This window comes from Enterococcus sp. DIV2402 (genome assembly GCF_017426705.2).
GTDB lineage: Bacteria > Bacillota > Bacilli > Lactobacillales > Enterococcaceae > Enterococcus_F > Enterococcus_F lowellii.
Genome location: NZ_CP147251.1, coordinates 879,282 through 900,020, shown reverse-complemented (window position 1 = coordinate 900,020; position 20,739 = coordinate 879,282). Strand labels below are relative to the sequence as shown.

Here is a 20,739-nt window from a genome sequence, read left to right as displayed (position 1 = left end):
ATCGTTATCAGATTATTTATAAGAAAAACTGCACTATTTATGCAGATTCCCTAATGACTATATGCATATTTAACTTCTCATCCTCAATTTTATAAGATTTATTCTCTAAAATATTGAACATTAAGTTAATGGTTTGTTTCCCAAGCTCTTCCGTTGGTTGATGAACAGTCGTTATAGCTGGGGTTGTTAATTCTGCGATGAGTTGATTATCAAAACCTAATACCGCCACATCTTGTGGAACATTAATCCCTAATCGATTCGCCTCAGAAATAAATCCGGCAGCAATCTCATCACTTCCCGTAAAGATAGCATCTGGGCGTTGTTTTAATTCTTGGTAAGTATGTGCAAGTTTTTTCCCATCTTCAATCGTATGTTGATTTGTAAATAACCATTCTCTTGAAAATTCAAGATCACACTCTGTTAATGCTCTTTGAAATCCTTTATCGCGTTCATTTCCTTTACCATCACCATCAAAATAACCACCTGTACAATAAGCAATTTTTGTATAGCCTTTTTCAATTAAATATTTAGCACCGATATACGCACCATATTCTTGATCCAAGCTAATCGTGGGTAACTTACCTGAAATGAACTTTTCGTTACATAAAATGATAGGCCCATATTCTAAGTAGGAAGAAATTTTCTCCTCGTCATTCTCTACTGCACACATGATGACACCATCAATTTGTTTTTGTTGCATGAGATTTAAAAACGTAATTTCTTTTTCTTTACTCTCATCACTTTGAAAAATCATAATCTGAAAATCTCTTTCATATGCTTGTTTTTGAATTTCATCAACAAGATAGGAGAAAAAAGGATTCGTAATGCGAGGAACAATGATTCCTAAAATTTTAGATTGTCTTCCTCGTAACTGTCTCGCCGCTACACTAGGTTGATAGTTCAATTCTTCCATTGCTTTGAGCACTGCTTGTTTTTTTTCTTCTGTAACGTAACGTTGATTATTAATCACTCGCGACACTGTTGACACAGAAAGTCCAGCAAGTTTTGCTACATCTGAAATATTTGCCATTCTCTCCCTCCTTATGACAGCGTTTTCTGATATCGATTTCAATCAAGAATATATCATATTAATTTTAGTAAGTCAATCATCATTTGATTTTTTTTCATCAAAAATAATTCTATTGCTAAAAAGTCCAGCACACACTTCTTGAGTACTGGACTTTCCTTTTTTAGTTACTATATCTGTTTCAAATAAAAGCGTTGTGTTGCATAATCACCATGTAGTTCTGAATCAATATAAAAACCGAGATTCATCAATTCATCGCCAGCAAATGTTACATCTTCCATTTGATAAGTTGCTTCTTCTGCTAATCCTGCTAATTTCAATGTGACTAATGGATGCGCAGCTTCTGCTAATACTCGGAAATAAAAGACCATGGCTTCTGTTTGGTCTTTTGAGACAAACATCCATGCAGTATCATTACCTTCAAACGGACTTTCCAAGCGATAAAAAGTTCCATATTGCAAAAGTTGACGATGCTTTTTATAAAAGGCAACTTGTTCTTTAATTTCTGCTTTTTCTTCAGAAGTTAATTGCGTTAGATCTAGCTCATACCCAAAAACACCAGCCATCGCAGCATTGCCACGAATAGTTAAACTCGTTTCTCTTCCTGTTTGATGATTTGGGACTGCTGAAACATGCGCACCCATACTTGAAATTGGATACACTAAGCTGGTTCCATATTGAATTTTCAGACGAGCCACGGCATCAGTATTGTCGCTCGTCCAAGTTTGTGGCATGTAATACAAGAAACCTGCATCAAAACGACCGCCTCCACCCGAACAACTTTCAAATAAAATAGTTGGATAATTCGTTGTTAATTTTTCTAAAAATTCATATAACCCTAACATATAACGATGAGCCACTTCACCTTGCATCGTTGAGTCCAACAAGACAGAATAGACTTCTGTCATATTTCGATTCATATCCCACTTCACATAATCAATCGGTACACGATCAAAAATCGCCGTCATTTGTTGATAGATATTATCACGAACATCTTGTCTTGAAAAATCAAGGACATATTGATTTCGACTAATTGAGCGGTCACGACCTGGAATGCCCAATGCCCAATCTGGATGTGCTCGAAATAGTTCACTATCTTCAGAAATCATTTCCGGTTCAAACCAAATCCCAAATTTCATCCCTTTATCATGCACTTGCTCGGCTAAATTTTCCAAACCACAAGCAAGTTTGCCTTCTGTTTCAACCCAATCACCTAATGAAGTGAAGTCATTTTCACGACCGCCAAACCAACCATCATCTAAAACAAACATTTCAATGCCCAAGTTTTTCGCATCATCGACAATATTCATGATTTTTTCTTCGTTAAAATCAAAATACGTTGCTTCCCAGTTGTTGATTAACGTGGGACGTTCTTGTAAACGATAGTTTCCACGAATTAAACGGTGATTATACAATTCATGATACGTATGTGATAACGCATTTAGACCTTCATTACTATAAACCATCACGACTTCTGGCGTTTGAAATGTGTCGCCAGTTTTTAGTTGCCAACCAAAATTAAATGAATTAATTCCCATAATGACCCGTGTTTGGTCAAATGGATCTTTTTGAATCACCGTTTCGTGATTACCGCTATAAACTAAATTAAATCCATATGCCTCTCCTTGAAATTCATCTGTTTTGGCATCTACTAAAGCAACAAACGGATTTTGTTGATGGCTGCTTGACCCGCGTTTACTATCTAATACTTTCATCCCTGTATGAATTTTTTCTCTAGTCATTTGACGTTCTCTTGCCCAGGTACCATTTAAATGAATTAACTCGAGTGGACGATTTGAAAAATCAATTGATTGACTAGCTAAGCGATTAATCTCCACTGTTTCATCACTATTATTTACTAATTGCGTAGAACGAATAATTGCACTGTGATTTTGATAAATTGTGTAGAACAACTGTAAAGTCAATCCACTAATCGCGTCTTTCAATTGAATAATCAGCGTTTCAGCTTCATCATCATCTTCCGTATATAAGGCTGGTAATCCCGCTAAGCTGGGCTTTCCTTTTTGAATTTCGTAGCTGTCATAACGAAAATCATTTACACGACTACCGTTTCCTAATTTAATATTATGCGCTGGTTCTCTAAAATCACCATGTCCATATCCTGGAAATTCTAATGGTAATGTATCTAAAGATAATAAACGATCTTGCGCATTTGCATTGTTGGGTGAGAAGGAACGATCTGTTCGGGGATAGCGATACCCACCAGAATAGTGCGTAATCTTTTTTCCAAAATAAAGATGCGTTAAATAATTATTTTCTTCGATTCCTAATAGATAGCTAATTTTTTTATTTTGTAAATGAAATGTTTGTGTGTGATTGTCAAATATAATCATAAGTTTATGAACTCCTTTATAATGAAAATAATTTATTGGTTATTTCACTGCTCCATTGCTCATTCCAGCTATAATACTTCTTTGGAAAGCAAGATAAACTAGTGTAATCGTGACAATTCCTACTGTATAGGAAGCAAAACTTGGACCATAGTCGTTAAAATATTGTCCCGTATAATTATATTGAAACAATGGTAGTGTCCACATATTAGAATCACGATTTAAAATTAATAATGGTAGCATGAAATCATTCCAAAACCATAAAGCATTAAGAATAATAGTCGTAGCATGCATTGGTTTTAACATTGGGAAAACAATTTTGAAATAAGTTGTAAAGTGACTAGCCCCATCAATTTCAGCAGCCTCATCCAGACTGATAGGCACATTTAGTTTAATAAAACCAACATATAAAAATAGCGTCTGTGGTACGGCATAAGTGAGATATAGTAAGATTAATCCCCACATATTTGCTAAACCAATTTTACTCATCATAACGGTAATCGGAATCATAATTACTTGGAAAGGAACAAAAATTCCTAAAATTAAAAATAAATACATCAATCCGTATGCTTTCCCACGAGTCATTTTTCTTGCTAGTGAATAAGCAGCCATAGGAATAATTGCTGTCACAGCAACTACTGCAATGATTGTGATGATTGCCGAATTCCAGAAGTAATGACCAATTCCATCCGCTAACAATCTTCGGAAATTTTCCAAAGTCGCTGGATTAGGAAAACGAAAGAAATTATTCATAATATCGGGTGTTGTTTTAAATGAACCGAATAGCGTTGAGACTAAGGGAACTAAAATCATGAAGCCCCCTAATAATAAAAGCAAGTATTTAGAAATATTTTTTTCTTTTGATGTTTTCATTGGGAAACCTCCTAGATTTCAAATTTTTTCGATAATTTTAATTGTGCCAGTGAAACAATCCCAATTAGGATAAATAAGACTAAAGCAATAGCATTCGCATAACCAAACTGATTGTTTTTAAAAGCATAATTATAAACAAGTAACCCCAAAGATGTTGTGGCATCACTTGGTCCACCACCAGTTAAAGCAAAAATTTGATCAAATGCTGTTAAACCGCCTTTTAATGCCATAATAAATACCATTGAAATACTTGGTAATAAGTAGGTGATTTCAATATTCCAAAAAATTTGCTTATCATTCGCCCCATCCATTCTAGCAGCTTCAATAATTTCTTGTGGAATACTTTGAAAACCCGCTAAGAAAATGATGACTGGCATGGCAATTCCTTGCCAAAGTAAAACAAAAATTACTGCAAAAATCGCTCCCCATGTTGTTCCTAAAAGACTGGTTTGTAAAAATTCAATGCCTAACATACTACCAATTTTTGGTAAACCATAGTTAAAAATTTGTTTAAATACTAAAGAAACAACCACGCCCGACAAGACCGCTGGAAAAAAGAACCATGCTCTAAAGAATGTTTTCCCTTTAATATTTGCGTTCAACGCCCGCGCAATCAAAATACCAAAACCAATTTGTCCAGCAATCATGCAAAGCGTCACAATTAAAGTGAAGCCAATCGATTTGATAAACTTCGGATCAGAAAAAAGAATCTTATAATTGTTCAAACCCACAAAATCAAAATTATAAGTCAGACCAGTCCAATTAGTTAAACTGTAAAAAGCACCTTGAACCATTGGAAAGTAGAAAAAAATCATCTGCAAAATAATTGGAATTGCTACAAAAATGATTGCCCAGTAACGATTTAAAATTTCTTTTATTTTCATTTTATTTTCCTACCTTCCGTCAGCTTTCATTGGATTAAAGAAAGCATTTAATGCGTTAATCATGGCTTTTTGATTGCCATTGTGTAAATAATTTGTTGTTAAGGTATAAAAATCATTTTCACTATTCCAATCTTTGGCTAGCCAAACTAAATGACGATCAGTAAAAGCAAGTTCAGTTAAACCACTTAATGGTGAATCTTGAGTATTCTCGATAACACCCTCAACAGCACACGGTGCGCCATCTACATCATAATATTTCTGCATCGCTTCAGGCGTTGTCATATATTCTACAAAACGTTTGGCTTCTTCTTTATGTTGAGAAGTTGCAGAAACTGACAAGGCTAGGTCTCCTGCGCCAATCGTTAGACTTTGACCTGCTTCATCTGCTGGAAAAGGAAAAGTTCCTACTTCAAAATCTGGATTTTGTGAATTAATCATCGGCATTGCCCATGAACCATTCGGCATAATCAACGCATCACCTTTTGTAAAAGTAACTACTGTATCGTTATAACCGGCACCTTGCCAGTTGTTTTGCAAAGTTTTTGGTTCTCTTAACAAATCTAATCGATTAAAATCTTTTTGCATTTCTTTGCTTTCAGCATTAATTCCATTAACTTCTGAGAAACGCCAAACATTGTTCGCTTCCTCTTCACCACCCGCAGCAGTCGCTAAAGCTAGTTGGTGATAACCATTTAAAGTCCAGCCTTCTGCTCCTGCAATCGCAAATGGTACTTTGTTTTGATCTTTAATCTCAGCTACTATTTTTTCAAATTCTGCCCAAGTTTCTGGTGCTTGAATCCCCATTTCCTCAAAAGCAGTTTTGTTATAGTAAAAACCATAGACATTAGCGGTTAATGGTATGCTATATACACGATCCTCAATAGCAAAACGTTGTGCATACCCATTTTTGATATTCTCTAAATACGGTTCTTCGGTTAAGTCCTCTAAATAACCAGCTTTCGCCCATTCTTTCAATTCTATACTTTGAGGATAAAGATTAATGACATCTGGTACATCGCCTGCTAACATACGTGTTTTAATTACTTCACCAGCATTCGGTACATCCACAACTTTTACATGAATATCAGGGTTTTTTGCTTCAAAATCTTTAGCAATCTCCTGAATCGTTTGAGTCATTTCTTTTTTTTGATTAAAAAACTCTATTTCTACCTTACCGCTTGCATCTTCCTGATTTTTTCCACAAGCAGTCAAAGAGATTGTTGCTCCTAGTGCTATACAAGCTAAAATGATTTTTTTAGACCACTTCATTTCATGCTCCTCCTTATATAATTCGAATGCGTTTTCTTTCTGTTAACACTAATGTAACTGTTCACTAAGTGTTTTGTCAATATTTTTACTAAATTTAACTAAAAAAAGAGTAAGGAATTTTCAATTCCTTACTCTTTCAGCTTCTTTTTAATTATATTCAGGTAAATAGTCCCCATGTGCTTCGATTAAATCATCCACTAAATTTTTGATATCTGTTAAAGACAATTCAGATGATAGATGTGGATCTAAATACGCTGCTTGATAAATTTTTGATTTATCTAGTGTTAAAGCGGCTTCTACTGTCAGTTCTTGAACATTGATATTCGTCCGATTTAAAGCAGCTAATTGTGTTGGCAATTCACCGACATAGGTTGGTTGCACGCCATTTTTATCGACTAAACAAGGTACTTCCACACAAACATCTGTCGGTAAGTTTGTGATTAAGCCTTTATTTAAGACATTTCCTGCAATCACTGACGGAGTTCCTGTCGTAATAGAATCCATGATATATGAAGCATATTCACGACTTCTCGTATGTGTTAACTCCCCATTATTTACAATGTCCTCTCGCATGCTTTCCCAATCATTAATTTGTTGTTCACAACGACGTAAGTATTCATCCAACGGAATCCCTAATTCGTCAATCAATTCTGGGTATTTTGATTTAATAAAGTATGGATGGTATTCTGCATTGTGTTCACTTGATTCTGTAATATAGTAACCAAAACGTTTCAACAATTCAAAACGTACAGAATCTGGATGTGGATTTGGTTTTTCTGCAGCTAACTGACGAATTGTTGGATAGAAATCTTCCCCATTTTTTGTAATTTCCAACAAGAATGCCATATGATTAATGCCTGCAATTTTCCATTGAAAGTCATTTAAGTCATATTGATCGGCTATTCCTAAATGCTCAAACAATTCTGGTACGCATACTTGAACGCTATGACATAAACCAACAGTCTTAATACTCGTCGCTTTTAAAACACCCATGGTTAACATTGCCATCGGATTTGTATAGTTCAATAACCAAGCATTTGGACAAACTTCTTCCATTTCTTTAGCAAAGTCTAACATTACTGGTAGTGTCCGTAGGGTTCTAAAAATCCCACCAATTCCCATGGTGTCACCAATAGTTTGTCGCAACCCATATTTTTTAGGAATATCAAAATCAATCACTGTTGACGGTTTATAACCACCCACTTGAATAGCATTAATAACAAAATCAGCCTCTCTTAACGCTTCTTTGCGATCAGGATAAGAAACAATATCAGCACGATTTTCATTCGAATTTTTATTAATATTTTTAAGCATTAATTCTGATTCTTTTAGTCGTTTTTCATCAATATCGTACAATGCAATATGTGCATCTTGTAGACTTGGGGTTAACATCGCATCGCCTAATACGTTTTTTGCAAAAATAGTACTTCCTGCACCAATAAATGTAATTTTTGTCATGTAGTTACTCTCCAATCACTAATTAATAGTTTTATAATTTACCACCTGTTGTAGCAATTCCTTCAATGAATTTTCTTTGGAAAACGATGAATATCACAACCATTGGCCAAATTGCTAATAACGAACCTGCCATTAATTGTGGGAAGTTCGTGGCATATTGTCCTTGTAAGTTTGCTAAACCTGAAGCTAAAGGCATCTTATCAATTGAAGTATTGACAATCAATGGCCACATTAAATCTTTAAATGCAAACAACGCTGTGAATATTCCAAGTGCAACCAATCCTGATTTAGCAAGCGGCAACATAATTTTGAAAAAGATCGTCCAAATATTAGCACCTTCTAAATAGGCCGCTTCCTCCAATTCATCAGGTAAACCTAAGAAAAATTGTCTTAATAAAAACGTACCAAACGCACTAACTACCCCTGGTAATATTAACGCTGGAATTGTATTTAAAATACCCAATTTTTGTGCTAATAAATACTGCGGAGTAATAAAAATTGAACCGGGAATCATCATTTGAATAAGTACTAAGCTGAAAAAGATATTTTTCCCTGGAAAATTTAAACGCGCACAAGCATATGCAGCCATTGCTGAAAATAAAACCGAGCCAATCACTCGTCCAACAACCATTAAAAATGTATTGATATAAAAAGCCATGAATGGTAATAAATCAAGTACTTGTTGATAGTTACTTAGCTGAAATTTCTCAGGGAAAATTGTAGGTGGAATTTGGGTAGATTCAACCAACGTTTTCCCTGAAGTTAAAATCATCCAAATAAAAGGTAATGCCATTGCAATACCACCTAAAATAAGCATGATATGGATTGGCGCATTTGAAAAAAATTTGTTTTTCATAATTTGATAGCCTCCTTAATAGTTTACCCACTTTTTCTGCAACTTCATTTGAATTGCAGTAATAATTAATATAATCACTAAAAGGAACATAACGATTGCCGAACCATATCCCTTGTCATTTAAAATAAATGAATGTTTATAGAATAAATAGGCTAATGATTGTGATTTAAACATGGCGGTACTATTAGGAGTAATCATCATAAAAATAACATCAAATACTTGGAAAGCATTGATAACTGTTGTTACAACTACAAAAAATAATGTTGGTGTAACTAATGGTAACGTAATGTTGAAAAACTGCTGGATTGGACTAGCACCATCAATCTCTGCTGCTTCATAATAGTCTTTAGGAATTTCTTGTAAGCCGGCTAGTAATAACACCATGTTATAACCAATAGCACTCCAAACTCCTACAATGATAATAGAATAAATCGCAATCGATGGATCCGTTAACCATGCTGGTCCATCGAGACCTATTTTAGCCAACATGTTATTAATCAGTCCATAATCATTATTGAACATCCAGCGCCAAATCATTGCGACTGCGGATGGTGCAGCAACGACTGGTAGAAAATAAATTGTCCGATAAATCGACAATCCCTTAACTTTTCTATTCATTAAAACTGCCACCAATAAGGACAATACAACAATACTAGGTATCGAAACCACTGCATAAATTAACGTGTTTAATAAAGACTGAAAAACTTCACCGTCTGCAAACATTTTTTGGTAATTTCTTAATCCGACCCATTCAGTATCACCGAACCCCACTGTTTTTTGAAAACTTAAAATTGCTGTTTGAATTGCTGGCCATATATTTAATAAAATTAATCCTAATGCCGTTGGAAAAATAAAAATATAGCCCCATATCACTTGATCTTTACGATATTTTCCAAAAATTCGATTTTTCATAATATCCCCCTTTTTGGTATTCATCCATTAATATACAGACGAAATAGAATCCTTTCGCCTGTATATTGTATAATTAACTAATTTAATTTCCGCTCAATATCGCATTGACTTCTTTTTCAATTTGAGCGGTTCCATCTTCAACAGTTACTTCACCAGAAAGAATACGGTTGATAATTTGAACTTCTGCTTGTTCAGCTCGTAATCCATCTTTATTGTATGGACGAGGGACTCCATACTCCAACATTTTTCCAAAAGCACTCAAATCAATTGTATCTGAAGAAGCAGCCCACTCGTCTTCAAAGCCTTTTAGTGCTGGGATTGATGCACCCGTTTCCGCTTGGATTTTATTGGCGTCCTCACTAGCTAAAAATGCCATTAGTTTTTTCACTTCTTCTGGGTGTTTTGTATTCGCACTGGCAGCCCAACCAAGTCCATTTGTAATTGTTGCATTAACTTTTCCCTTAGGTAACACGGCAGAAGCAGCATTTTCAACTAGATAGTCATTTTTCAAAAATCCCGGTGCAAACCAGTTTCCTTCAATCATCATTGCTAATCTACCTGATTGAAAACGACTTAACTTATCAGGGTCTTGTAATTCTGTAATTGTTGGTGAAGCATGATCCACAAGTGCAATATCTCGATAAAAAGCTAAAGCTTCTTGTGCTTCTGGGGTATTCAAACCTGATTTTGTATTGTCATCGGCAAATACTTCTCCCCCATTTTGATAAATAAATGGCCAGTAACCAGTCTCTGTCCCAATATGTGATGCAAAACCATAGATGCCTTTTGATTCATCTGTTAAATCAATTGCAGCTTGTCTGAGTGTTTCCCATGTCCATGTTTCATCTGGATAATCGACACCTGCATTATCAAATAATTCTTTGTTGTACCATAGTCCCACTACAGAAGCATCTTTAGGGATTGCGTATAGTTCGTCTTCAAGTGTATAGAAATCAGCAATTCCTTCAGTAAAGTTTCCCATGTCAATATCATTTTCTTTGATAACATCATCAAGTCCCATCAAAGCATTCTGTGACATATATTTATAGGATTCGCTAGAGTGCATGGTTACTACATCTGGCATATTACCTCCCGTTGTTGCAGCTTCTAATTTAACCCAATATTGATCCCAAGGCGTTGTCTCCATTTCTACTTTGATATCAGGATTTTGTTTTTCAAATTCATCTAACATTTTTCTTAATCCTGGAGCTTGGTCAGTATCCCAACTCGCATAGCTTAAAGTTACTTGCCCGTCTTTAGAATTGCTATCTCCCCCACCACATGCCGCGAGTAATGTCCCAGTTAAAACAGCTAACCCTGTTAAGGCTATTTTTTTGAAATGTTTCATCTTAATTCCTCCTGTTTTGAATGCGTTTTCTTTTTGTTAACAACACTATAACTGTTTACTTAATGTTTTGTCAATATTTTTTACTAAAAATATTAGTAAACAAAAAAAGTAAACACCCAAATTTTTGGATGTTTACTTTTTTAATCGATATTTTTTTCACTTTCTCTAACAATAATATTATTAGAAACAATCACTTGGATCGAAACTTTTCTAACTTCTTTTATTCGTTCATTAACCATGCGAACTGCTAGTTTTCCAATTTCTTCTGTATTCACATTCACCGTATTTAATGCAGGTGTTAAAAATTCGGCAACTTCAATATTATCAAAACTCACAATCGAAATATCTTCTGGAATATGTAGGCCATTTTTTTGAAGTGAACGATAAACACCCACAGCAATAGGATCATTTCCTACCATGATAGCAGTCGGCAACTTATCTTGAGCATGTTTTTTCAAAAGTAAATCTGCTGCCTGCATTCCGTCAAGTGTGGTCCAGCCTTCTAAATAAATTTGACTATATTTTTCTAATCCTTTTTGTTTCATCCACGTCTCATAGGCTATTTTTCGATAATCATCATCTGACACGTGTTTATTTCCTTGGCTATCTAAACGGACACGTCCTCCTCCAATAAACGCAATGTTTCGGTGGCCTTTTTTATACAACCGATCTAAATGCTGATTCGTTGCTTTCGTTAAATCGGTGTACACTGCATCTACTTCAGCTTCAATACTAGGATCGTCAATCACTACGACATTCGAATTAATTGCCGACACTTCTTCAATCACAGAAGATAATACCTGCCCAATAATCAACACACCTTGACATTTTAACAAATCGTCTTGCTCCAATGGTGTTTCTGATAAACGAATAATTTTTTTCAAATTGACTTTGCTTTGTTCTGCTTCGATTTGAATTCCTCTGCGAATCGTTCGAAAATAGGGATCTTCCAATTCATCTACTTCAGAAACCGTCGTTATCAATGCAATATTCGTTAAATTTTTTGCAACGGGACTTTTTTTGACATAATGATAAAAATTAACCGATTCTGCAATCTTTCGTTTGGTTTCATCGGTTACTGAAAGTGTCGGATCCTCATTTAGCACACGCGATACTGTTGCAATGGACACACCCGCCCGTTTTGCAACATCCCTAATTCCTACCATAATAGCTCCTCTTTTCATATTTGAAAGTGTTTACTAAAATATAATCATACATTTTGAAAATAAGCAAATTTCGTTAAAAATACGCACTGTGACATAATTAAAACAAGAAAAAATATCCGAACAATTTGGAGTAAGTAACGCTAATTCTAGTGAATTTGCGACGAGGAACTGCTAGATCACAGTCCATTCTCTCTATCGTTCGGATATTTTATTGTTAACTATACTTATTTCACAGAGCTTTTTTATTTGATTTTGTGAACAGAGTCTCGAGAAATCAATTCTCCCTCTAATAGTAGTACTTGATTTTTTATTTCTTCTTGTTTGGCCAGTCCAATCAGTTGGTGAAAAGCAATCGCCCCCTTGTTACCTGGATTTAGTCGTATTGTTGTCAACGCTGGGTCCATTAATTCTGCAAAAGTAATATCATCAAATCCAATAATCGATAATTGTTCCATCACTCGTTTATTCTTATTTTTTAAAAATTTTACTAATTTAGCCGCTAAATAATCTCCAGTAACAACAATTGCAGTAAATTCAGCTAATTCTTGATAAATTCGCTCAAATTCAGAGTTGTTATATATCCAATGCGATTTAAAGGTTAAATGATATTTCTTTAATGTATCGATATAAGCTTGATGTCGTTCTTGAATAACACTTGGCTCACCCACAATGTAGTCAAAAGAAAGAAACGCTATTTTCTCATGACCATAATGAATCAAATGTTCCACTGCCAATGTACTAGCTTGATAATCATTTGTATTTACAAATAAACGATTCGTTTGTTGTTCAAGTTCCCTTAATGTTTCTTTTGAAAGATGCGTATCAATATAAACAACAGGGCCATCAAAAACGTTATTTAGTTCCAAAAATTCTTTTACACGTACACCAACAACAATGAACCCCTCAAAACGCCAATTTCTCTGAATAGTTTTAACATCTTCTGCTGAATTAACATTATGCACCAATACAAAATAACCATGATTCTTTGCCTGTTCCTCAATTCCAGACAAAACTTCTGCGGTAAATGGATCAGAAAATACAAAATCAGCATTATCAATAGCCGAAAAATAAAGCAATCCTATTAAATTAGAAGAAGATTGCACTAAGGATCGCGCATTCATATTAGGAATGTAATTATACTTTTCAATAATATTTTCTATTAAGGCAATTTTCTCTTTGGAAACACGATGAGATCTTTTATTAATGACATTTGATACGGTTGTTACACTAACGTTTGCTTCTTCAGCAATTTGCTTAATTGTCACTCTCATAGGTTGTCCTCCCTTTTATCTAATCACCTCTAGTATACCCTACACCCTTTCTTTTAAGTAATAATTTCTATTTCCCTGAACCACTTGCAATACCGGCAATAAATTGTTTTTGGAAAACGATATACACAATAATAACTGGAATAATTGAAATAGAGGTGGCCGCAAATAAACCTCCATAATCTGTCCCATATTGTCCATTAAATAAACGTAATCCTACAGAAATTAATTGCTTGTTCTCATCATTAATCATTAAGAATGGCCATAAGAAATCTTCCCAACTCCACAAGAACTGAAAAATAGCTAAACTAGAAATGGTGTTTCTAGACATTGGTAAAATAATTCGATGAAAAATGAAAAAATCGGAAGCACCATCAACTCTGGCAGCTTCTAACATTTCATCAGAGATTTGTGAAATAGATTGACGAAACATAAAAATGCCAAAACCACTCACAATAGATGGAATAATTAATGATTTGTAAGTATCTAACCAACCGAAGTTAACCATCATTTCATATTTAGGAATAATGGTGACTGCCCATGGTAACATCATAGAACTTAAAACCATCCCAAATAATATATTACGACCACGAAATTTAAATTTTGCAAAGACAAAACCAACTAAAGCACTTGAATAAATAGTCAACACGGTGACTGTTAAAGAAACAACTAAGCTGTTAGCGAACATTCGCATAAAATTAAAGCGTTCCTGAATGCTTGTGTAGTTAGAAAATGTTGATGGTGTTGGAAAAAAGCTTCCCCCAATTTTCACTATTTCGCTATTTGGTGCAAAAGAAGAAATCAACATCCAAATAAACGGAACGACAGTAATTAACGCAATAATTAGTAGAATTGTATTAAAAAAAATCGTTTTTATTCGTTCTGCATTCATTAAGCAAGTCCCTCACTTTCCCCAGTTATTTTAAACATAATCACCGTCAAAATACCAATTATTACAAATAGAATAATTGCCATGGCTGAAGCAACACCAAAATTATATTTAACGAAAGCTTCATCGAAAATTAGATAAGAAATAACATACGTGGAGGTTCCTGGACCGCCTTCAGTCATTATCAAAATTTGCACATACGCTTGTAAATATGAAATTAAAGACGTAATTGTTACAAATAAGGTTGTTGGCTTCAACAAAGGCCATGTAATATTTACAAAGCGTTGCCATTTTGAAGCACCATCCATGTCTGCAGCTTCAAATACATCTTCTGGTAGCCCCATTAAACCACCTAAAAAAATAACAGTAGCATAACCAAAATCTTTCCAAATTGTCATAATAATAATTGCTGGTAGTGCCCAATGTGAATCTTTCAACCAATTAATATCTATATGGAATACTTTGTTAATCAAACCAAATTGGGGATTATATAACCACATCCATACAAAAGATACTGCTACCAATGGAGTAATTGTTGGCATATAAAACATTCCTCTAAAAAAAGTCTTAAATCTTGCTAATTTCGAATAGAGCAAGATAGCTAACCCTAAACCAATAATTATACGAAAGATTACTGAGAAAAAAGCAAAAATAAACGTGTTAGAGATTGAACTCCAAAATAATTGATTGGTTAAAACATTTTTAAAATTAGCTAACCCTACAAAGTCATATTGATCTATTAAAGGATTCCAATCATGCAGACTTCCCGCAAAAGCTTTATAAATAGGATAAATAACAAAAATACCAAAATAACCCACTAAAAATAGAATCGTAACATTTCTTAAACTAAAAATATTCGAACTAACTCGACTTCTACTACCCATTCGTTGTTCTCCTTTATATAAAGCGCTGACAAATTAATTATCAGCGCTATCGATTTTATTTAGCTTCATCAAAGAATTGATAACTACTTTCTAACGAAGTAAAATCAGAATTCTTCATGTCACTATCCATGCGTTCTTGTCCTTCTTTGACAGCTACTTCAACTGACTTACCATTGTAAAGAATATCTTCAATTGTTTGTTTTGCAGAAGTTTCAATGGTTGATGGAAAGGCTCCTGGCCAAATTAAACGTTCTACACGTGGTGCAATCACGCTTAATACGGGGTCTTCTAAAATTCTAGGATTATCTGCTAATGATTTTTTTGTTGGGAAAGAAGCCATCGTTAAACCAGCAGTGACTGAATATTCATCGTTCGCTAAACAAAAACGGATGAAATCTTGTGCGATTGCACGCTGTTCTTCTGTTTGATTTTTATTAATCCCAGGTGTGCTTTCACCATTAAATCGATCATATGCAAATGGTACTTCTTCTGTTGGCGTTGGTGTGGCAAACACGCCATACTCAATGTCAGGATATTTAGCTTCTAATTCGCCAACCATCCAACCCCATTTGTAAACCATCGCTGTCTGGCCATTACCGAAGCTCATAGTAGAGTCGTCACCGAAGTCTTTTGACCCTACTTTATCTTTTTCATATAAATCAACAAAAAATTGAGTATTTTCAATGGTAACAGAATTATCATAGTTTGCTACTTTACCATCTTTAGAAAATAATAATTCACCTTTTTGATAATTCATTCCTTGATATAATGCATTATATGTTTCGCCATTATAGTTGAAACCAGCTTGTACAATTTTATCACCATCTGTTTTAGTTAATTTTTTGGCAATCCCTCTAAATTGCTCCCATGTTTTAGGGATATCTTTATCTGTTAATCCTGCCTCTTCCCAAAGCTTTTTGTTGTAATAAATATTTCCTGTGTTAATCACACTATCCGTATAATAAACATTACCATCAATAATATGTGGATCAACAGAATTAAAATCGGCTTGTAAATTTTCAACAGGAATGTCATACGCTTCTAAATATGGCATGATTAAATCATGCTGTGAATTATGAATATTGAAAACAGCAGGTCCATTTTTTCCTTTTAAGGAAAGTGGTAGTTTTGTCCAAAAATCATCCCATGGTTGGATAACTTCTTTGATTTCCACATTTGGATAAATTTCTTCATAAGCTTCTGCCATTTTCAATGTTGGATCGTTCTCTCCCCAAGTCCAATATTCAATAGTAATCGGCTCTCCCTCATTAACAAGTTTGTTAGGATCAAATGTCACCGTATCACCTAAAACTTCCAAACCTTTATCTGCATTCTCATCTTTTGTACCACCACTTGCTTTATCACCTCCAGAAGAACATGCAGCCAAACTCGTTACCAACAACATCGAAAATAAAGCACTTAAGACTTTTTTCTTCATAAAACATCCTCCTAATTTTAGTTTAACGTTAAACTTTAGTTTTCGAAGATAGTTTAACGTTAAACTCAAAGTGTGTCAAGCGCTTTCAAAAAAATGTTTTTTTTACATTAACAATAAATAAAAAGCATTCAACTTCTGCTGAATGCTTTTTATGATTATCTACACATATTTTCCAGTAATCGTTGTTGATTCTCTCAACTCTTTAACAGTACCTTCAAAAAGAATTTCGCCACCATCACGGCCGCCGTCTGGGCCAAGATCAATGACCCAATCGGCATTGCGAATCACATCGACATTATGTTCAATCACAATCACTGTGTTCCCTTTTTCAACTAAGTTATTGATAATCCGGATAACGTTTTTGACATCAGACATATGCAAACCTGTTGTTGGTTCATCTAAAATATAAATATTCCCGTTTGTCTTTAATTCGTTCGCTAATTTCAAACGTTGCGCTTCTCCTCCAGATAAAGTATCCATTGGTTGCCCTAATGTTAGATAACCAATTCCTACTTCTTGCAAGTTTTTTAATTTGCGTTGAATGTCTTTCGCATCAAAGAAGACAACTGCTTCTTCAATCGTCATATCCATTACTTCAACAATATTTTTTCCTTGATAGACATGTTCTAAAACAGTAGGATTGTACCTTTTTCCATGACAGTGTGTACATTCTACTTCAGATTTATCCATAAAAGATAGATTTAATTCAATCGTTCCACTTCCGTTACATTCCGGGCAAGCACCTTTTGAATTGTAACTGAAATAACCAGCATCCATGCCACTTGCTTTCGCAAAGGATTTTCGAATGCTATTCATGATTCCAGTATATGTTGCTGGGTTTGAACGTTTATTTGTATGGATCGGTGTTTGATTAATTTGAATGGCATCTGGATAGTCTTTCGCAAATACTTGATTAACCAGGGTACTTTTACCTGAACCCGCCACACCAGTGATAGCTGTGAAAATCCCTTTTGGTACTCGCAGCTGAATATTTTTTAAATTATGCAAAGAACTAGACTGACTTTCATAATAATCATTTACCAGCCTTGGTTGTTCATTGATAGGTAGGGATTGTTTTAATGATTTTCCAGTTAAGGTATCTGATTGGAGTAATTCTTCATAGCTACCTGTAAAGGTGATTTCTCCACCGTGCGTACCGGCAAAGGGACCTACATCAACAATGTAGTCCGCAATTTGAATTACATCTGGATCATGTTCAACAACTAAAACCGTGTTACCTACATCACGAATTTTCCGCAATAATTCATTCAAACGATAGACATCGCGAGGATGCAACCCTGTACTCGGTTCATCAAAGATATAAATCATATTCGTTAAACTACTCGCTAATTGTTTGACCATTTTGACGCGTTGTGATTCTCCACCTGATAAACTGTTGGTTTCCCGACATAAATCCATATATCCCAAACCAATATCAACTAAGTCTTGTACACGCTTTTGAATCCCAATAATAATTGGATGACGTGTTTCATTATCAATTTCTTTCAAAATCTCAATCAATTCAGTTAATTGAACGGATGTCACATCATGAATATTGTAGCCATCAATCGTTGAAGCAAGCACTTCAGAATTGTAACGTTTGCCTGCACACGATGGACAAGCTTTCATAACTGTAAATTCTTCAATCACTTTGGCGGCACGTTTACTAGTTTCCTTTTCAGTATGAATAGTGGTACGCATAAAACGCGTTACAATGCCCTCATACGTGACATTCATATCACCAGTTTCTGCCGTTGTAATTTTTTGTGCATCAGCATACATTAAGAGCTGATATTCTTCTGGTGTATACTTGTTAATTTTTTTATCAGGATCAAATAGGCCGGTTTCTGCGTGTAATTTCCAATACCATGAGCCTACTGTAAATCCTGGAAGTAAAATCGCCCCTTCATTTAAGGAACGTTCATGATCGACTGCTTTTTCAACATCTAATGCAATCGTCTTACCAATCCCCTGACAGACAGAACACATTCCACTAGGATCATTAAATGAATAAGCATTTGCATATCCTAAACTAGGTGTTGCAAAACGTGAAAACAACACACGAAATAACGCATTGATGTCAGTAATCGTCCCTAACGTTGAGCGCGCACTGCCACCAATCTTCTTTTGATTGACCACAATCGCTGTAGAAAGATTATTAATCTCATCAACCTCTGGACGACTGTATTTAGGTAAAAATAAACGGGTAAAACTATCATAGGTTTCATTCAGTTGACGACCAGCTTCTTGGGCAATAGTATCAAAAACAATCGATGATTTTCCTGAGCCAGAGACGCCGGTAAAAATAGTAATTTTATTTTTGGGAATTTTGAGACTGACATTTTTTAAGTTGTTTTCTCTTGCGTGGATAATTTCAATATACTCGTTCATTTGGTACTCCCCTTTATTTTGAAATAGTTGAGAATGTTTCAATGAGACACGGTATTTTTGGCAGACGTTTAGTTTACCAAGAAAGCGGTATAAAAATCAAGAAAAAAAGAAGAAGAAACGTCATTGTTTCTTCTTACTCTTCGTCATGGATTTGATTAGCTAATTGTTGCTCCACTTGTTCACGAATGAAATTTAAGTACTGCGGTAAAAATAAAGGAATTTCTTCAAAGCGTGGACTTTGATTTTCATACGCTTTTGCGTCTAGGTTTCCTTCCCCTGTAGCAATTTCAATCAATAATTGATTTGGGTCACGATAATAAAGTGATTCAAAAAATTCACGATCTTTTATTCCTGAATTTATAAAATTGCGCTCTTGTAATTGTTTGTCGATGCGTTGTAAATCAGATTTATTTTCTACGCCAAACGCAACATGATGGACACCACCAATCCCTTCAACGGCAATTGGATTCTCACGATCTTGAATAATCTGAACTTCTTGATAGAACTGAGTGTCTTGATTTTCTAAGATTGTCACTCTTTGATGACCCGAAAAGAAATTGACGTATTCTTTGTGCTGCCAGCCTAGCGACAATAATTCTCGTTCAGTCGCATCGGAATATTGTACGCGTAGTTGAATGGCATCAATTCCTAAAATAGCATGCTCGGTAGGAATCTGATCTGTGACATACGGGAAATAATCATCAATATCTTCAAATTCGCGTAAGGGAACTAAAGCCAATTGTGTTGCATCTGGCCCTTCAAAACGTAAGATAGGTCGTCCAGAAAATGATTCGATTCCATAATGGCAGACGCCTTGTGTTTCAAAATATATTTCCCAAAAATGCAATGATGCTTCAGAAGGAACTTTTAGTATTGTTCGTTCAATCGTATTGGTTCCAAAAAACTGGTTGTTCCCTTCTTGTACTTCAAAAAAAGTCAGTTCAGTTCCCACACGGTGGTGATTATCTGAAAAAAACAGGTGATACATGGTATGATCGTCTTGATTAATTGTTTTCATTAGTAATTTTAAACCGAGTATATTATGATAAAAGTCAAATGTCGGTCGAATAAAGCGATTCACAATAGAAATGTGATGAATACGTGCAGACATAATATAATTCCTTTCTTTTTAGGAGGTTAGTCATGGATTATTTTTTTCAAGAAGGAGCTACTCAACAACAACTAGTTCTGGCCTTTCATGGAACCGGTGGTAATGAGTATCAACTATTAACGACAGTAGCAGAATTATTTCCACAAGCGAGCCTCTTAAGTTTTCTTGGTTCGGTATCAGAAGGCAGCCAACGTCGCTTTTTTGCTCCGTTAATTGACGGACAACTCAATCGACAAGAGTTTGACCAGCAAACGACACAATTTTTTCAAGAAGAACTTCTTACTTTTATTCAAAAATATCAAGAAATCATTTTAATTGGCTACTCCAATGGTGCAAATTTTATTCTTGGTTTGCTTGAACAACATGCTGATATTGCGGATACTGTTATTCTACTGCATCCGAGTCGCCTCGTCTATTCATTCAACCAATCAAGTGAAGTGAAAATTTATTTAACAGTCGGTGCACAAGACAACATTAGTCTGCCGGGTGATGGTTTAAAATTAACTGAAGAATTAAAACAATTTTTCCCAAATACAACAATGATTTTAACTGATGGCGGACACCAATTGACCGAACAAGAAGTCAATGACATTCAAAAACGATTAGGAGAATGA

At 34.9% G+C, this 20,739-nt stretch carries 17 protein-coding genes; 1 reads left to right on the top strand and 16 read right to left on the bottom strand.

Features of this window, described 5'->3' with window-relative positions:
- Positions 1-37 precede the first annotated feature (37 nt).
- The 16 genes from DOK78_RS04435 to DOK78_RS04360 all read right to left on the bottom strand — a co-directional run bounded on the left by DOK78_RS04435 (position 38) and on the right by DOK78_RS04360 (position 20,125).
- Entirely contained in the window at positions 38-1,030 is a 993-nt protein-coding gene (locus tag DOK78_RS04435) for a LacI family DNA-binding transcriptional regulator (protein ID WP_207942477.1), read from the bottom strand.
- A 167-nt stretch (positions 1,031-1,197) separates the two neighbouring features.
- On the bottom strand, positions 1,198-3,381 hold the full coding sequence (locus DOK78_RS04430; RefSeq protein WP_207942478.1) for an alpha-galactosidase: 2,184 nt from the start codon (positions 3,379-3,381) through the stop codon (positions 1,198-1,200).
- 39 nt (positions 3,382-3,420) lie between these two features.
- Positions 3,421-4,251 carry a carbohydrate ABC transporter permease gene (locus DOK78_RS04425; RefSeq protein WP_002290368.1) on the bottom strand — a complete coding sequence of 277 codons (831 nt, stop codon included), beginning with the start codon at positions 4,249-4,251 and terminating at the stop codon, positions 3,421-3,423.
- A gap of 11 nt (positions 4,252-4,262) precedes the next feature.
- Complete coding sequence (locus DOK78_RS04420) at positions 4,263-5,135, bottom strand: carbohydrate ABC transporter permease (protein ID WP_002290370.1); 873 nt, start codon at positions 5,133-5,135, stop codon at positions 4,263-4,265.
- A gap of 9 nt (positions 5,136-5,144) precedes the next feature.
- Positions 5,145-6,404: an extracellular solute-binding protein gene (locus DOK78_RS04415; RefSeq protein WP_207942479.1), complete on the bottom strand. Its 1,260-nt coding sequence runs from the start codon at positions 6,402-6,404 to the stop codon at positions 5,145-5,147.
- Positions 6,405-6,551: 147 nt separating this feature from the next.
- Positions 6,552-7,862: an alpha-glucosidase/alpha-galactosidase gene (locus DOK78_RS04410; protein WP_207942480.1), complete on the bottom strand. Its 1,311-nt coding sequence runs from the start codon at positions 7,860-7,862 to the stop codon at positions 6,552-6,554.
- A 31-nt stretch (positions 7,863-7,893) separates the two neighbouring features.
- On the bottom strand, positions 7,894-8,718 hold the full coding sequence (locus DOK78_RS04405) for a carbohydrate ABC transporter permease (protein WP_207942481.1): 825 nt from the start codon (positions 8,716-8,718) through the stop codon (positions 7,894-7,896).
- 15 nt (positions 8,719-8,733) lie between these two features.
- Positions 8,734-9,630, bottom strand: coding sequence for a carbohydrate ABC transporter permease (locus tag DOK78_RS04400; RefSeq protein ID WP_060792734.1), 897 nt, complete (start codon positions 9,628-9,630; stop codon positions 8,734-8,736).
- Between the two features lie 82 nt (positions 9,631-9,712).
- Entirely contained in the window at positions 9,713-10,978 is a 1,266-nt protein-coding gene (locus DOK78_RS04395; protein ID WP_207942482.1) for an extracellular solute-binding protein, read from the bottom strand.
- A 140-nt stretch (positions 10,979-11,118) separates the two neighbouring features.
- Positions 11,119-12,144, bottom strand: coding sequence for a LacI family DNA-binding transcriptional regulator (locus DOK78_RS04390; protein ID WP_207942483.1), 1,026 nt, complete (start codon positions 12,142-12,144; stop codon positions 11,119-11,121).
- Between the two features lie 242 nt (positions 12,145-12,386).
- Positions 12,387-13,415, bottom strand: coding sequence for a LacI family DNA-binding transcriptional regulator (locus DOK78_RS04385; protein ID WP_207942484.1), 1,029 nt, complete (start codon positions 13,413-13,415; stop codon positions 12,387-12,389).
- Positions 13,416-13,482: 67 nt separating this feature from the next.
- Positions 13,483-14,304, bottom strand: a complete 822-nt coding sequence (locus DOK78_RS04380; protein WP_207942485.1) for a carbohydrate ABC transporter permease — start codon at positions 14,302-14,304, stop codon at positions 13,483-13,485.
- On the bottom strand, positions 14,304-15,185 hold the full coding sequence (locus DOK78_RS04375) for a carbohydrate ABC transporter permease (RefSeq protein ID WP_207942486.1): 882 nt from the start codon (positions 15,183-15,185) through the stop codon (positions 14,304-14,306). The genes DOK78_RS04380 and DOK78_RS04375 overlap by 1 nt, the downstream gene beginning before the upstream one ends.
- A 55-nt stretch (positions 15,186-15,240) precedes the next feature.
- Positions 15,241-16,623 (bottom strand): extracellular solute-binding protein, encoded by a 1,383-nt coding sequence (locus DOK78_RS04370; protein ID WP_207942487.1) that lies wholly within the window; start codon positions 16,621-16,623, stop codon positions 15,241-15,243.
- Between the two features lie 159 nt (positions 16,624-16,782).
- Entirely contained in the window at positions 16,783-19,014 is a 2,232-nt protein-coding gene (locus DOK78_RS04365) for an ATP-binding cassette domain-containing protein (RefSeq protein WP_207942488.1), read from the bottom strand.
- Positions 19,015-19,147: 133 nt separating this feature from the next.
- Positions 19,148-20,125, bottom strand: a complete 978-nt coding sequence (locus DOK78_RS04360; RefSeq protein WP_207942489.1) for a VOC family protein — start codon at positions 20,123-20,125, stop codon at positions 19,148-19,150.
- A gap of 32 nt (positions 20,126-20,157) precedes the next feature.
- Here DOK78_RS04360 and DOK78_RS04355 point away from each other — a divergent pair, with 32 nt between their 5' ends.
- Positions 20,158-20,739: an alpha/beta hydrolase gene (locus tag DOK78_RS04355; protein WP_207942490.1), complete on the top strand. Its 582-nt coding sequence runs from the start codon at positions 20,158-20,160 to the stop codon at positions 20,737-20,739.

Coding starts and splice junctions, on each gene's coding strand:
- DOK78_RS04435 (WP_207942477.1), bottom strand. CDS start 1,030: ATGGCAAATATTTCAGATGTAGCAAAACTTGCTGGACTTTCTGTGTCA.
- DOK78_RS04430 (WP_207942478.1), bottom strand. CDS start 3,381: ATGATTATATTTGACAATCACACACAAACATTTCATTTACAAAATAAA.
- DOK78_RS04425 (WP_002290368.1), bottom strand. CDS start 4,251: ATGAAAACATCAAAAGAAAAAAATATTTCTAAATACTTGCTTTTATTA.
- DOK78_RS04420 (WP_002290370.1), bottom strand. CDS start 5,135: ATGAAAATAAAAGAAATTTTAAATCGTTACTGGGCAATCATTTTTGTA.
- DOK78_RS04415 (WP_207942479.1), bottom strand. CDS start 6,404: ATGAAGTGGTCTAAAAAAATCATTTTAGCTTGTATAGCACTAGGAGCA.
- DOK78_RS04410 (WP_207942480.1), bottom strand. CDS start 7,862: ATGACAAAAATTACATTTATTGGTGCAGGAAGTACTATTTTTGCAAAA.
- DOK78_RS04405 (WP_207942481.1), bottom strand. CDS start 8,718: ATGAAAAACAAATTTTTTTCAAATGCGCCAATCCATATCATGCTTATT.
- DOK78_RS04400 (WP_060792734.1), bottom strand. CDS start 9,630: ATGAAAAATCGAATTTTTGGAAAATATCGTAAAGATCAAGTGATATGG.
- DOK78_RS04395 (WP_207942482.1), bottom strand. CDS start 10,978: ATGAAACATTTCAAAAAAATAGCCTTAACAGGGTTAGCTGTTTTAACT.
- DOK78_RS04390 (WP_207942483.1), bottom strand. CDS start 12,144: ATGGTAGGAATTAGGGATGTTGCAAAACGGGCGGGTGTGTCCATTGCA.
- DOK78_RS04385 (WP_207942484.1), bottom strand. CDS start 13,415: ATGAGAGTGACAATTAAGCAAATTGCTGAAGAAGCAAACGTTAGTGTA.
- DOK78_RS04380 (WP_207942485.1), bottom strand. CDS start 14,304: ATGAATGCAGAACGAATAAAAACGATTTTTTTTAATACAATTCTACTA.
- DOK78_RS04375 (WP_207942486.1), bottom strand. CDS start 15,185: ATGGGTAGTAGAAGTCGAGTTAGTTCGAATATTTTTAGTTTAAGAAAT.
- DOK78_RS04370 (WP_207942487.1), bottom strand. CDS start 16,623: ATGAAGAAAAAAGTCTTAAGTGCTTTATTTTCGATGTTGTTGGTAACG.
- DOK78_RS04365 (WP_207942488.1), bottom strand. CDS start 19,014: ATGAACGAGTATATTGAAATTATCCACGCAAGAGAAAACAACTTAAAA.
- DOK78_RS04360 (WP_207942489.1), bottom strand. CDS start 20,125: ATGTCTGCACGTATTCATCACATTTCTATTGTGAATCGCTTTATTCGA.
- DOK78_RS04355 (WP_207942490.1), top strand. CDS start 20,158: ATGGATTATTTTTTTCAAGAAGGAGCTACTCAACAACAACTAGTTCTG.